This is a genomic window from Streptococcus suis (assembly GCF_019794555.1).
GTDB classification, from domain to species: domain Bacteria; phylum Bacillota; class Bacilli; order Lactobacillales; family Streptococcaceae; genus Streptococcus; species Streptococcus suis_AB.
In genome coordinates, this window is sequence record NZ_JAIMEP010000041.1 from 1 (window position 1) to 13,128 (window position 13,128).

The 13,128-nt window shown below is 40.5% G+C and carries 23 protein-coding genes; 4 read left to right on the forward strand and 19 right to left on the reverse strand.

Annotated features, from left to right (window positions below; all coding sequences use genetic code 11):
- The 18 genes from K6V48_RS10825 to K6V48_RS10905 all read right to left on the reverse strand — a co-directional run.
- Positions 1-671: DNA methyltransferase (locus K6V48_RS10825; protein WP_222369652.1), on the reverse strand; the 671-nt coding region annotated here is incomplete at its 3' end.
- Positions 672-675: 4 nt separating this feature from the next.
- On the reverse strand, positions 676-1,881 hold the full coding sequence (locus tag K6V48_RS10830; protein ID WP_222369655.1) for a DNA cytosine methyltransferase: 1,206 nt from the start codon (positions 1,879-1,881) through the stop codon (positions 676-678).
- A complete protein-coding gene (locus tag K6V48_RS10835; RefSeq protein ID WP_222369658.1) occupies positions 1,878-2,180 on the reverse strand; it encodes a DUF1372 family protein in 303 nt (100 codons plus the stop codon). The genes K6V48_RS10830 and K6V48_RS10835 overlap by 4 nt, the downstream gene beginning before the upstream one ends.
- A 16-nt stretch (positions 2,181-2,196) precedes the next feature.
- Entirely contained in the window at positions 2,197-2,712 is a 516-nt protein-coding gene (locus tag K6V48_RS10840) for a RuvC family protein (protein WP_222369661.1), read from the reverse strand.
- Complete coding sequence (locus K6V48_RS10845) at positions 2,709-3,041, reverse strand: hypothetical protein (RefSeq protein ID WP_029943303.1); 333 nt, start codon at positions 3,039-3,041, stop codon at positions 2,709-2,711. The genes K6V48_RS10840 and K6V48_RS10845 overlap by 4 nt, the downstream gene beginning before the upstream one ends.
- A gap of 179 nt (positions 3,042-3,220) precedes the next feature.
- Complete coding sequence (locus K6V48_RS10850) at positions 3,221-3,496, reverse strand: hypothetical protein (protein ID WP_222369664.1); 276 nt, start codon at positions 3,494-3,496, stop codon at positions 3,221-3,223.
- 13 nt (positions 3,497-3,509) lie between these two features.
- Entirely contained in the window at positions 3,510-4,346 is an 837-nt protein-coding gene (locus tag K6V48_RS10855) for a PD-(D/E)XK nuclease-like domain-containing protein (protein ID WP_222369667.1), read from the reverse strand.
- The gene (locus tag K6V48_RS10860; protein ID WP_222369669.1) at positions 4,339-5,553 is read right to left on the reverse strand and encodes a DUF1351 domain-containing protein; all 1,215 of its coding nucleotides are present in this window, start codon (positions 5,551-5,553) and stop codon (positions 4,339-4,341) included. The genes K6V48_RS10855 and K6V48_RS10860 overlap by 8 nt, the downstream gene beginning before the upstream one ends.
- On the reverse strand, positions 5,553-6,464 hold the full coding sequence (locus tag K6V48_RS10865; protein ID WP_222369672.1) for a recombinase RecT: 912 nt from the start codon (positions 6,462-6,464) through the stop codon (positions 5,553-5,555). The genes K6V48_RS10860 and K6V48_RS10865 overlap by 1 nt, the downstream gene beginning before the upstream one ends.
- Positions 6,461-6,640, reverse strand: a complete 180-nt coding sequence (locus K6V48_RS10870) for a hypothetical protein (protein WP_079395039.1) — start codon at positions 6,638-6,640, stop codon at positions 6,461-6,463. Before K6V48_RS10870 ends, K6V48_RS10865 begins: the two co-directional genes overlap by 4 nt.
- Positions 6,640-6,768 (reverse strand): hypothetical protein, encoded by a 129-nt coding sequence (locus tag K6V48_RS11940; protein ID WP_261311112.1) that lies wholly within the window; start codon positions 6,766-6,768, stop codon positions 6,640-6,642. The genes K6V48_RS10870 and K6V48_RS11940 overlap by 1 nt, the downstream gene beginning before the upstream one ends.
- A gap of 10 nt (positions 6,769-6,778) precedes the next feature.
- Positions 6,779-6,919, reverse strand: coding sequence for a hypothetical protein (locus K6V48_RS10875; protein WP_222369675.1), 141 nt, complete (start codon positions 6,917-6,919; stop codon positions 6,779-6,781).
- A gap of 6 nt (positions 6,920-6,925) precedes the next feature.
- Complete coding sequence (locus K6V48_RS10880) at positions 6,926-7,186, reverse strand: hypothetical protein (protein ID WP_222369678.1); 261 nt, start codon at positions 7,184-7,186, stop codon at positions 6,926-6,928.
- Between the two features lie 326 nt (positions 7,187-7,512).
- Positions 7,513-7,878: an HTH domain-containing protein gene (locus tag K6V48_RS10885; RefSeq protein WP_029943293.1), complete on the reverse strand. Its 366-nt coding sequence runs from the start codon at positions 7,876-7,878 to the stop codon at positions 7,513-7,515.
- Positions 7,879-8,057: 179 nt separating this feature from the next.
- A complete protein-coding gene (locus K6V48_RS10890) occupies positions 8,058-8,204 on the reverse strand; it encodes a hypothetical protein (RefSeq protein WP_160864541.1) in 147 nt (48 codons plus the stop codon).
- Positions 8,194-8,469, reverse strand: a complete 276-nt coding sequence (locus tag K6V48_RS10895) for a hypothetical protein (protein WP_222369684.1) — start codon at positions 8,467-8,469, stop codon at positions 8,194-8,196. The genes K6V48_RS10890 and K6V48_RS10895 overlap by 11 nt, the downstream gene beginning before the upstream one ends.
- On the reverse strand, positions 8,466-8,777 hold the full coding sequence (locus K6V48_RS10900; protein ID WP_029997360.1) for a hypothetical protein: 312 nt from the start codon (positions 8,775-8,777) through the stop codon (positions 8,466-8,468). Before K6V48_RS10900 ends, K6V48_RS10895 begins: the two co-directional genes overlap by 4 nt.
- 79 nt (positions 8,778-8,856) lie before the next feature.
- On the reverse strand, positions 8,857-9,051 hold the full coding sequence (locus tag K6V48_RS10905; RefSeq protein ID WP_044683138.1) for a helix-turn-helix domain-containing protein: 195 nt from the start codon (positions 9,049-9,051) through the stop codon (positions 8,857-8,859).
- A 224-nt stretch (positions 9,052-9,275) separates the two neighbouring features.
- Here K6V48_RS10905 and K6V48_RS10910 point away from each other — a divergent pair, with 224 nt between their 5' ends.
- Positions 9,276-9,620: a hypothetical protein gene (locus K6V48_RS10910; RefSeq protein ID WP_029997362.1), complete on the forward strand. Its 345-nt coding sequence runs from the start codon at positions 9,276-9,278 to the stop codon at positions 9,618-9,620.
- Positions 9,621-9,740: 120 nt separating this feature from the next.
- On the opposite strand, the gene K6V48_RS10915 is transcribed toward K6V48_RS10910, so the two are convergent.
- Positions 9,741-9,959, reverse strand: coding sequence for a helix-turn-helix domain-containing protein (locus tag K6V48_RS10915; RefSeq protein ID WP_105155377.1), 219 nt, complete (start codon positions 9,957-9,959; stop codon positions 9,741-9,743).
- Positions 9,960-10,128: 169 nt separating this feature from the next.
- On the opposite strand from K6V48_RS10915, the gene K6V48_RS10920 reads away from it, so the two are divergent.
- The 3 genes from K6V48_RS10920 to K6V48_RS10930 all read left to right on the forward strand — a co-directional run bounded on the left by K6V48_RS10920 (position 10,129) and on the right by K6V48_RS10930 (position 13,020).
- Entirely contained in the window at positions 10,129-10,860 is a 732-nt protein-coding gene (locus tag K6V48_RS10920) for a LexA family transcriptional regulator (RefSeq protein ID WP_222369680.1), read from the forward strand.
- Between the two features lie 19 nt (positions 10,861-10,879).
- The gene (locus K6V48_RS10925; protein WP_222369682.1) at positions 10,880-11,749 is read left to right on the forward strand and encodes a hypothetical protein; all 870 of its coding nucleotides are present in this window, start codon (positions 10,880-10,882) and stop codon (positions 11,747-11,749) included.
- Between the two features lie 128 nt (positions 11,750-11,877).
- Positions 11,878-13,020, forward strand: coding sequence for a tyrosine-type recombinase/integrase (locus K6V48_RS10930; RefSeq protein WP_222369683.1), 1,143 nt, complete (start codon positions 11,878-11,880; stop codon positions 13,018-13,020).
- The last annotated feature ends 108 nt before the right edge of the window (positions 13,021-13,128 follow it).

The following is a 13,128-nucleotide window of genomic DNA, read 5'->3' on the forward strand; positions in this document are numbered from 1 at the left end:
AATAATTTAATCTGTGACTTGTACTCTTCCAGTCTGGCCAGAGCTGATTGGTAAATCTCCTCGTCTTTCTCGCAAGCAACATACTCCAATCCTGCTTCCTCAAAAGCGATTAAGCTGCTTGCTGACCCAACATGTGTATCTAAGATTTTGTCGCCCTTTTTGGTATATTTTTGGACTAGCCAGCGATACAAATTCACGGGTTTCTGCGTTGGATGTATCCGTTTTTCGTTTAGTCGCTTGTTCCCTTGTTGGACGTGGCCCTCTGCAATGGATTTGCCCTGCATCATACCGTTCCACATGTAGCGAAATAGTCGGACGCTGTCATGCGTACTGCAGTAAGCAATCTCACAATCCGAAAAACTTGATTGCCCATTGACCTTGTCCCAGACGATACGACCTGGACCAAAATCATACTGGAAATAATTCACACCCCAGATAATCTGATTTTTCGACACTCTGAACAGCTCGTCAAAATAATCCTTGCCGGGCACATCCCATTCGCTTGTCTGTCCATACAAACGTTGTACGCCTATCGGGCTTATTTTACGCCCGTAGAATTTCCGTTTTTCAGGTCCGCTGAAGTAGGGCGGGTCTACAATTGCAAGGTCAAAATAATTATCAGGATACTCACGCATTACGTCCATGCAGTCTGCGTTGATAAATTTACTCATGACACTACTCCAACCTCCTCGCTATTGCCTCAATCACATTAACCGTGACTGAGTTGCCAGCCTGCTTGTAGAGCTGACTATTGCTATTTACTGCTTGGGCTCTGTCAAAGGCCCAGTCCGGGAATCCTTGCAACCTCCAACACTCACGAGGAGTCAGCTTACGTATGCGAAAACTTGGTGTCACAACACCCTGCTCTTCGCCTGTCAAAAGCGTATTAGCTACCTGTTTTCCAACCCGACCTCTCCGTGTAGCAGAATTGGGATGTGACAGATTAACAGAATCACCGACCGTGGCTTCTAAAAAACATTTGGTAGTTGCCTCTTTGATAGCTAACAAGTTATTTTCTTGCCAGCTATTGCTGGTCAATGTAGGTGCTGTATCGTGTTCACCACCCTGATTATAGCCATGCCCACGTTGAATAATTTTCGGCTCTAACCCTCCGCCTTGCATAGTTTGGATGGTTGGAGCGATTCCCTCTGGGTCGTATACACAACCGCTTTGATTAAAATTTGGTTGCATCAGACCAATTATTTTGATCCCCTCACCCTTGTTTGTTGTCAGAGTTGGGGCCAGACCGTCCGAATCAAATACCTCTCCATTCATCCCATTGCCGGATGGATTGATATCCCCTACTCTTCTTGGTTTGTAAGTACTAGCTTCCTCGTCATCTCCTCTGAAAGGAAAAACCGCTCGTCCACATGCTCCTCTAAGATGTCCGATAATAGACACCCGCTCTCTGTTTTGGGGGACTCCAAAATTCTTGCTGTTGAACACTTGCCATTCCGCATCATACCCCAGTTCATCCAACGCTCCGAGGATGGTCTCGAATGTATTTCCGTTGTCGTGGTTGAGGAGTCCTGTGACATTCTCAAGGAATAGATATTTAGGTCTGAGAATAGATGCGAACCTAGCAATCTCAAAGAATAGAGTCCCTCTAGTATCTTCAAATCCCGCTCGCTTCCCAGCAATGCTGAAAGCCTGGCACGGAAATCCTCCACAGATAACGTCCACACGTCCGATTCCTCGAATAGACTCATCTGTGACTCTTGTAATGTCATGAAATTCAAATTCTCCTTCCGTGTTGTGAATTGCTTTGTAGCTTTTTCTGGCAAATTTGTCTATCTCGCAAAAACCGACACATTCATGACCGGCTCGTTCCATACCAAGACGGAAACCACCAATGCCAGCAAATAGATCAAGAAATTTCATTCTTTCCGTCCTTTCAACAACTCAGGCATCTCCTGCCCGATTTCGATTTCCTCGTACTGCTCTCTGGTCACGAGGAATTTACCGTACGGCTTGACCTCGACATAGTAATGACCGTCAACCACATCCTTAGCGGTGACCTTGTCAAACATCTCTGTACCAGCGTTGTCAACTTGGTAGATGATGATAGGCTGTTTTACTTTCTGGCCCAACTCATCAAACTTGTACACGACTATTAGAGGTGTCGCCAAGATTGAAAATAAAATATAAAAGTTCGCAATCGTTGAAAGATATTTCTTCATACTTCATACTTCCTCCTTACCTTACACCATGCTTTTCTAGTTGGTCGTTTTTGGTTCCTGCGTCAACAAAGTACGAGCCAATCAAGATAGCATCTGCTTCATCATCTTTCACTGCCTTTTTGAAATTTTCGGCCACTTTTGCCACTGATTGAACCTTCATTGATTTCTTGCTGCGATCCTTGTAGCTAAACTTCCAATGTTTTCGCCATGTCGATACATTGACAAAAACTACCTGGTCCGCAATCAATCTCCCTAGAATGAGACCGGTCACGATACCGATGCTCATCATAGATTGTTGGTTGGGTCCCATGACATTGTTTTTTTCGACAATGATTGTCTCAAATGGGCAGTCGAATTTTTGTAAAGCCCGCGACTGGATGGCTCGTAACTCGCTGGCCATATAGCAACCACGTTCAAAGTATGATTTGCTTTTATGCTTCAAGACACCACTTTGGACAAGGTCTGAGCCACGGAAAATGGCCCATCCTGTCCCAGCAGTTGAAATATCTAGTGACAATGTTAGATTGCTCAACTCAATTCACCTCTCAATCCACAGAGGTCAAAAAGGTTTCGCTTGTTCGCTTCAATGTATTCGAAGAAGATTTGTAATTCCGCAAGTCTTCGTTTTTCTTTCTTGACGCCCAGGCTACTGTGATACTCGATTTCTTCGATTGGTTTTGCCTTGATGTCAAGCCAGTAAAGTGGTTCAAAGACATCTCCGTTCTCATCCAAAGACGGCTCTGCATCCTGGTTTCTGAAAATCATTTTGATATCGTAATCGATCAAGTTTTCGATTTTGATTTCCTTTTTTTCAATCTCAATGACGATTGATGTTTTTGGTACATTAATTTTTGTAATCATGTGTTCTCCTTATGCAACTTTTTCTTTTAATTCGTTCATAATCTAGTCCTAAAAAATAGGCCTGGTTGTGAGTGAAAGCTAATATAACACCAGGCCCTACGAAATTCTCACTGTCTATTCGTCCAAGATGACTGTGAGTTGACGCTTTCTAGTTCGCTTTTAGCGTGGTTCACGGCACGTTATCTGTGTTCCCAGGTACAAAAGATTGTCAATTGTTTCTTCAGGTTGAAACCATTTCGGAAATTTAGGACAAATCTTTTTTCTGGGTATGTTTGCATTTTTTTATAAATATATTCAGACATATGATCTATTGGTTCTCCGCTGAACCATTTGATGCCGTTACTTTTGACCAATTCGAGCAACTCTCTAGCTTCACCAACTGTTCCAGCTACCAGAGAAAATTCAGCTATAGATTCTTCCTTCAACTGCTTTATTTTTTCAGCAAAATTTGTCATTTAAAGTGCCTTTCTAAAATATCCCCGCAATCAAATCATCTAAATTGATGACACGGTCCAGGGTTCGCTTACTACGACAATAGTCACAATTCCCACAACCTTTCGGCTTGATTTCGCCTGCAATAATATCTGCAACGCGTTCGACATTATTTTCGAAGAATTGCAATCCCTCATCTAAGAAATGCTGAGGAATAGTGATAACTGCTTTGTCAGGTACGTCTTCCTTGCTGACTGCGACGACGAACGGTACAAAATTAGGGTAGCCCATTTGTCGTAACAATTCCTGATACAGCCCCAGCTGTACATCGTAGCGAAAACCTAAAATGTTGGCAGCAGCTCCATGGATTTTCTTTCGTTCCACATCGGACCATTCAAGACCGCGGATGGTCTTCATAGTTTTTAGGTCTACAAAATAGCCTTCAGTCAAGTTTATACTATCCACCTTACCCTTGACCTTGATACCGAAGATTTTGCCTTCTAAAATCATTTCCTTGCGGACATCATCGCCTGGAGCACCATGGTAAAGTCTCAAGAATTTCTCGTCATCTTTCAGAGCATCTATCATGTTCTGGGCGACTTGGAACTCTTTCTTCAGCTCACCCTTAGTCGCTCCACGGCTCGAAATCATCCTAGTTTTGTTGGCGTCAACAAATTTGGTGTGAGCTTCTTCACTCTCGAAATAACTATGCACATAATTGCCGACGAGCAAGGCAGTGTCATCACGATTATCCGTCCACTCCTTGTCGTCAATAGCCTTGGCTTTCGCTTCACAGTCCATATAAGCCTTGAAGCGAGAATTGGACAACCAATGACGGTCTTGGTAGTAATTTTCTTCAGTTAGTCTAGTCATTGATTTTTACCCATTCTCCTAATTTTTCAACAACAATTCCATGTTGTTGATATAGACCACCTTTGCCACCAAATAACTTAGCAGTCTCTCCGTCTGGGAAAGTAATTCTGAAATCACCTTGCCATTTGACCACCTTCTTATTCAGCCCTATTTTGTCCTCTGACGCGTTTTTCTGCTCGGAGGTATATTTACCCTCTGACACATTTTCTTGTTGAATTTCGTCAGAATTCGGGCGATTTTGAGCATTTCCGCAAACGGCTCCATGTTGAGCTAGAAATTCCTGTTCCATTCGGTCCTGCTCTTCTTGCCATTTTCTTGCGTCATTGACAAGTTCTTCGTGGACGGCTAGCGCAGATACCCCTGATTCGAGCATATCGGCATACTTTTTCGGATCTAGTCCCTTACTTTCTGCGATAGCCGTCATCTCTTCAATCCGTTTTGCTAGTTGTTGCTTGCGCTTAACCTCCTCACGGGTTCTATCTGCCAAAGTCTTATCATCAGCAATTGCCTGCAAGATATCCGCCAAACTAGCTCCCTGCTCAAAGCTACGCAAATATGATGCTGGGCCAAAGTCTGCTTTGGCAGCTGCTTCAGTAATTTTGATTAGTGCTGACTCATATTCTTCCTTCTTGGCCACTTCTTCCTCTACCAAGCTGGTAACCATATTGACTGTGGCTTTGTTGGGACGAACATTGTCAGCCATAAAGCACGTCTTCTTAGAAAACTCATCAAAATACTTGCTGAACAAACGGATGTCAATGTCTTTTCCTGTGTTTGTAATAGCTTTCTGGAATAATTCCTCAATGGTTTTGGCGCGTTTAAGTCGTTCCTGTTCTTCAAACGCCTTCACACCTTCGTCAATCGACTTGCCGATTTTGACAATAGGTTCCAACAAACCGTCCACCCAAGCCTTGACTTCGTCGATAGGCTTGTTGTAATCTGCCAATTTCTCCTTAACTGCTGACTTGACCTTTTTCTGCAGGTTGTTTAACTCAGCTCGGACCTTGGCATCGTCTTCAAACGTTTCTGCCGTGACAGTGTAGTTCTTGTATTTTTCAACGTATCCAGTAAGTGCCTGCTCCAATAAATCCTTGCCCACGATAGTGATTTGGGCTGGTGTGAATTCAAAGTCAAAATCTAATACTGTCGCAGTCGGAACTGGCGCCATACTTTCCAGATTGTCAAATAGAGATAGTTCTTCAGACATTAGAACGGTTCCTCCTGATCTAAGATTTCGCCGGTTTCGGCATCGATAACCTGCTCGGTTGTTTCCATTTTGGAAATATCCACTCCTGCTTCTTCAACAGTTTCCACTTCGGAAATAGTTGCATCTTCTGCAGGTTCTTCAGCGACAGTCTTTCCGGTCATCTTATCCAAGATATCCTGCCCAGCTGATTGAACTGGCTCTGCTTCTTTGATTTGACGATTGTCATCAAATTCATTTTCCGTTGTCCGATTAACAGCTTCAATCAAGATGTCACTATCGTCAGACGTATTGAAGAATTGCTTGGCTGCACGATTGATAACGGTACGCTTTGCCATTTCTTGAGGGAAGGCATTTTGGACAGATTTATTTTTCGACTGTTGCCAGCTGCGATCAATCTCTTTCTTGGTCATAACTGTCAAAATACGCTCACCGTCCACTTTTTCAATGATGCAGTAAGCACCGATAATTGCGTTATCTTGGTTGGTCCAATCTGTTTCGTGGCTTTCAAGAACCTTGCGCCCATTATCGTTACGAATTTTAAGCACATCCCCTTCAAAGACCACCTCTGCCCAAATATCTTTCACATTGGATAGTTGTTTGACGACCTTCATAGTTCCAAAGTAGGACCGTGTCATTTTTAATGTATTCCCATATGGAATGAAGTAGCATTGGGTCTTTGCTGGACTTAACCCTTGAACAACCATGTCAAGCAAGGCATTGGCAATACTTTCTTTCGAACACTTTTCAAGCAAGTTCCCGCTTGGGCTGTTGGTCATGGCAAAAAATGCTGACTTCAAAGCATTTGCCGGTGCGTAGTTTGGTGCTACTACCAAGCCTTCGTTCTGCATCTGCGACACTTTCGCATTCACGGTATCTGTAATATCTTTTTGAATAACTGCAAGATTACTCATTTCTTTCTCCTCTTCGTCTGTTTCAAATTCCAATATTCACGCTCTAAGCGTTTATTTTCTCGTTTCAAGGCAAATATCAAGTCCTGTTGTTCGTTGATAATCTCGCCCAGCTCTCGGCCTAGGTGGAAATAGTCACACCTCAGCCGTCGGATTGTATCTAGTAATTCCTCTGTCATTATGAATCCCCTACATAAATCCATTGACCGCCTCTGAACACCCATTCATCAGGATCGTGTACCTGTCTTGGTTCCTCAGGTTGTAGATAGTCACGGTCATAATCAAACCATGAGTAAGTGCCTTCCATGTCGTACCTCCTAGTCCATATACTTTCTTCCCAGTTCTCTGACAAGGCGGACATACCCTGCTTTATCAGCTAGACCTGTATCCAGTAGCTTTTCCTTCTCTCCTGCCGTGGCACGTTGCCAGACAAGGTTTTCACGTAGTTGCCATTTCATCGCTAACTAGTCCTTAGTCAAAATATCAAGCAACTTCTTGATTGAGTCTTCGACATCATCAGCATCTTTGACTGGTTCAGCTGGCTCTTGCCCGTCCAAGGTGATCAAGGTATATTCTGCCTGCACCTTGATTGGCTCAGCATCGAACAGCATTGCCATCGCCAAGTACTTCTCATGGTCCTTGCCGTGGTAATATTCTTCCGGAATTTTCAAAAGCACTTTCAACACCGCTAGCCCAATCTGCTGAATATGACAAAACCTGTTCATTGTTTTTGTAACTAGCTAAGAAGTTCCCTTCTTTATCTCGCAACACGATAAATTTGTTTGTTTGTTTCATGATTTTCCTCCTGTGGATAACTTCTGTAAATCCCTATATATATTATTTATATATAACGATTAGTTTGTTTTTAAGTTAGTTAGAGGCTTTAGCCTCTTATTGTTCATTAGTGGGCGATAGCCCCTAGATTATTATTAAGTTAGTACTTGTTGTATAGTTAGTATTTATTAGAGGGCAGATTTTGCTATGGCAATATTTGCCACGGCAATTTTTCACATGGCAATATTTGCCACGGCAATTTTTTCCAAATGTAAAATCATTCATCTGTATTGCCTGTGGATAACTCTTCGTCAAGCTTACTTTTCAAATATTCTTTGTACCCATCAGTAAAGGGCATATCTGAAAAAAACCTATGAAGCTCTATCCCTTTACCACGACCAAGGCTACGTTTAACAACCAGCATGTAACCAGATTTCTCTAGGATTTTGAAATGTCTATCTACAGTCCTTCGACTTATTTTTAAGCGTTTAGCAATTTCTTCTGGATATACAACCCAATCAGCCTTATTGGTAAGTATGACAGTCAAAATACCAATCGTAGCTGGTTCCAAGTCTTCATCTTTAGTATATGCATTATTCAAAGATGTGTAGTTTTCATGCGTGTTTCTGATGATGTACTGCATAAGCCATAATCATTCCTCCTAAACTCCAACAATTCCTCGCCGAAGCGTGTTATCAATCGCTGTCATGTTCGTCATATTCCAAGATCCTTTCTACATCCTCAAGATGTTCAGCGTCGCCCGTCCGAAGAAATCGGTCGTACGATTGAGTTATAAGTTCTAATCTGACCAGGTTATTCATCTCACAACCCTGCCTGTAATTTAGCTATCTTCAGTTCCATAGCCAGCTCATAGGGTGACATGGCTTGATAAAACTGTCGTGCTTTACCTGTGATATAGACAATCTGGTCGATAAGGTTTTCTCTGCCGATGCCCTCGTTAATTTGCATGTCTGCCCCACTTTCTAGCCGTGCGAGCTGGTGCGTCATCTGTGTATTTGATTGGTTCCCAACTAGCAAGTGTTTGTTGAGCACTAGATTTCCGCGCTAACCGATCAGCTTCGACAGCTCTCTCACATGCCATAGCGATTTTGTAGTCGAGCAAAAGCTCCTGATCACGTTTCTTCCGCTCCTTCTCTGCCTTCCGCTGTTCCACAATACCTGCTGCCAATATCGGCAGAGCGAAAATTGATAATGATAATAATGCTTCTGTCATGCAGAAAACCTCTTTTCTATTTCAATATTTTTCAACATTTCTGCCAATGTTTCTTTCTTCGGTCTGTATCGATTGCGACTTTTCCACTTTACAAATAGACCGAATCCTTTGTAATCAATAAACACAATCTTATGAGTAGGGTTAAAAACGTATTGTCTAAAGTCCGGATGCTCACGCATTTCTGCAGCCCAAACTTTAGCCGTTGTAACAGTCAATCCTTCCCAGATTTGGCAAAGGTGTGCATAGTCACCAGCTTCTGCCTTTTCAGATTGCTTAGCTGGTCTGTAAACTAATTCTGCTTTTGGCATAGCCATTCATTCCTTTCTGTGATATAATTTTGTTAGAAATTTTTGTAAGCTCCTGACCTTTGTCATGGGGCTATTTTTATTAGCTTTTTGCTAATTCGTCCAGACTCACACCAAGAGCCTTGGCGATTTTTTTTACTGTTTCAAAGTGCAAATCTTTGACCTTTCCGTCACGAAGTCGATAAAGCATTGCTGGATCAAGTCCTGCATTCAATGCTAGCCTATAAACCGAAAAATTTTTTTCAGCTAAAATTCGTTCGATATTTTTCCACAACATATTGTTTTACTCCTTACCAATATTTATATAATTAGTTTTTATGCTTATATAGGTTTATGCACTACATATAGTATTGATTTTCATTTACATATACAATATGTTGACAATCTTGCTTTTTTATACTATAATAAACCCATGACAATCAGGAAAATAAATCCAACTTTAACTACCAAATCTGGTGATTTTCTCCTGTGCGTCAAATATTATGGAAAGGAGAAAACGATATGAGCAACAACTTAGCAAAATCTGATATCCTAGCAGTACATAATATGATTGCTGAAGATACAAACCATAAGTTAATGATCCAGACAGCTGCTGGACAATACGTTGGTAAACTCTACAATCCCTCTAACGCAGAGCATTCTTTTGTATCAGCGATTTCTCAAAAAATAAATGATTTGAGACTTTCTGAATATGATGAAAAAAACCCAACAGCAATCTTTATGGTAGACGTTGAACTTCGGACCTCTTCAATTGCTGGTCCATTCAAACTGCCGTATGTTTGTTTATTTTTAGATCAAATCCTTGGTGTTTCAATTGGGAATTACGAACAGCCGATTGAAGAATAGCGTTTGAGTCTATTGACAAGTCTATCGATGCTCCGATAGACTTTTTCATTTGTCCGCTATACGGATAACGTTTCGGTCTCATGTCTTTCTCCTTTCTATGTTTTTAAAATAACGTTCTCTTTAGTGAACGGCATCTGTAAAAAAAATACCCAATTCATTTTTTGAGAACCCTAGTATGCTAGCAACTTTTGCAAGTTCGTCAGCATCAAACGGAACTATCCCATTCTCACGCTTTGCGTATCGCGCTCGGTCTTTCCAGCCCATCTGTTGTGCCATATAATCTTGCGTATAGCCTTTTGCAATTCTTTCTGCCTTAATACGCAGATAATTCAAAGCCATAACATTCTCCTTTCTGTCAAATTCCGTTCTCTCAAGTGAACAACATTAGTTTACACCTTGCGTTCTTTTTTGTCAACAAAAAAATCAAAAAAAGTATAAAAAAAGTTTTTTGTGGTTTTTCTTGTGCTTTTTTGGGAACGGTGCTATAATTTATGTAAGGAGTAAAAAAATGAGAACAAATGATGAAATTATCACATTAATTGATGAAATAAGAAGAGAAAAAGGAATGTCTATAAGCGAATTAGCAAGACAAGTTGGAATGGCAAAATCAGGCATTTCTAGATATTTTAATAAAACAAGAGGTTTCCCTTTAGATAGAGCAGATGATTTTGCAAAAGTATTAGGAACTACTTCTGAATTCTTGCTAGGTGTACAACCAATCTCCAAGGATAATAAAATTCTCGAGATTTACAACCAGCTCGAACCAACTAGACAAGAAAAAGTCCTCGACTATGCCGAGGTACAGTTGGAAGAACAGAATAAGGTTACATCAATCTTTGAAGTTCGTGAGGATTCCGAAGATTACATCACTGACTATGTCGAAGGATTGGTTGCAGCAGGTCATGGCACATTCCAAGAGGACAATCTCCACATGGAAGTAAGACTTCGAGCAAGCGATGTCCCAGAAAAATACGATACAATCGCAAAAGTGGCAGGCGACTCCATGGAGCCAATGATAAAAGATAATGATTTACTCTTTATCAATGTGACAAGTAAGGTGGAAATCAACGACATCGGCATTTTTCAAATCAACGGTAAGAACTTTGTTAAGAAACTTAAACGTGACTATGACGGACGCTGGTACCTACAGAGCCTAAACAATAGCTATGAAGAAATCTACTTGAACGAAGACGACGATATCAGAACCATTGGTGAAGTGGTGGATATTTATAGAAATTGATATCAAATGGAGGAAATATATGGATATCAAAAGAATCATTAACTATATCTTAGCAAGTTGGAATAGAGTCGCTTGGTCATTATTTATACTGGGTGTAATTTTTTCTTTTCTTATCCCTCCAATTGGTGGTTTATTCTTGCTCAGTGCCACCATCATTTATTTTATTAAAATTAGAAAGCCCAAGCCAAAAAAGAATAGAACAGCAGGGAAATTTTCTAATGATTATGATCAACACAATGCAAATAGTTTAGAAAATGACAAAGACTACAAAATAGAATTTTCTTCAAAAATTGTAAATTCAGACGGTGTGGCAATCGAAGACTACCCAAACGTTTCTAAATTTCGTGTTAATCCAAGTGGCGAACGTTACGATGATTCATACTATACAGGAACACCATATAAACTTCGTGAACTACTTCTTTTAATTTGGTGGGGAAAAACAAAAAATCCTAGAAAACCAGATAGTAAACCGCCACGTTATTTCTATTACGACTATCATTTGGAAACTAAGAAAGTTACTGAAATGTTTATCAAAGATAGTGTTCTAACCAAAGATGATAAAGAAAGAATTGTATTAACTGAGTATGGTAAAGAACTTTATGATGAATTTGAAATACTCTGGGAAATGCACTCTTACAAAGGTTTTTTGGGCGAATTACCAAATTTAGATAAAGAATTTGCTGATTGGGATTACCACACATACAAGGCTAATAATAATTTACTTGAAATTGCTCACTTGAAAGAAATTATTAATTTTAATTCTAAAATGCAGAAACAGTACCCTGCTAGCAGCAAACAATACAAAGCGTACCAGCAAGATATTGAACGCGACATGGAACAAATTGATTTCCTCTTCAGGGAGCTTGATAAACTTACAGGTAAAAAATAAAAAATACCTCACGCTCAAAGATTTGACCCAGAGAGCGTGAGGCAAAAGGTATAGAAATCTTTTCAAAAGACATTATCTTTTGAAGTGTTTTCTTATACCCATTTTAACACAGAAATGAGGTAAAAACAATGTGGGATGAACAACTTCCAGACGGTAGATATAAATTTTTTGAACGATTCAAAGATCCATACACTGGAACTTGGAAAAGAGTAGCTACTATTTTAACAAGCAATTCAAGCAGGGCACAAAAACAAGCTCAAAAAATCCTTGAACAAAGGATCGCAGAAAGATTAGCTCAGCTCAAAACATCGGAAATGCTATTCACAGACCTTTTTGACCAATGGTGGAATTTTTACCAACAAGAAATCAAACGGACCTCTATCGCTTCTCTGAAGGGCAATATTAAAGAAATAAGAGAGAGTTTCGGCATTGGCGTCAAAGTAGTGAATATTGACCCAAAATACGTCCAAAATTACCTAGACAACCTGGATTGCTCCAGAAACAAGAAAGAGCGTAACAAATCCATGTTGAACCTTACTTTTGATTATGCAGTCGATCTGGACATCATCAAGGAAAATCCATCAAGAAGGGCCAAACTGCCACGAATTAAAAAGACCTTGGAAGATTGGAAAAAGATTGAAGAAAAATATCTTGAGGAAGACGAAATAAAACCACTACTTGAAGAACTCTGTCGCAGACCTAGCACATACCGGATTGGGTTAGCCGGAGAATTTATGAGCTTGAACGGTTGTCGAATTGGAGAGTTAATCTGTATTGAGCCTGAAGACCGAAATTTTGAGACCAGGCAATTAGAACTCCACGGAACCTATGATCATACTGAAGGTTACCGCAACGGCGAGAAAACAACTCCAAAGACCGTCGCTTCGTACCGTGAAACACTCATGACCAAGCGGGAAATGGAAATTATTCAAGAGTTTGAATTTATGAATGAGCTAGAAAAAAATACCAACCCACGATATAAAGATATGGGCTACATCTTTACAACCAAGAATGGTGTACCGATACAAACTAACTCTTTCAACTTAGCTCTAAAAAAAGCAAATGAACGGCTTGAGAAACCTATACAGAAAAACCTAACCAGCCACATCTTCCGTCATACCCTTGTCAGCCGACTTGCTGAGAATAATATCCCTTTAAAAGCTATTATGGACCGTGTGGGGCATGCAGATGCCAAGACAACTATCCAAATTTATACCCATGTTACTAAGAAAATGAAATCAAATGTGGCAGATATCATGGAAAACTACTAAAGTTTTGCCCCTTATTTGCCCCTTAAACAAGAAAAAAGCCCATCGAACAAGCTAGAAAGCTTGATATGACGGGCTTTTTAGAGCTGAATTATTTTACAGCGTCTTTAA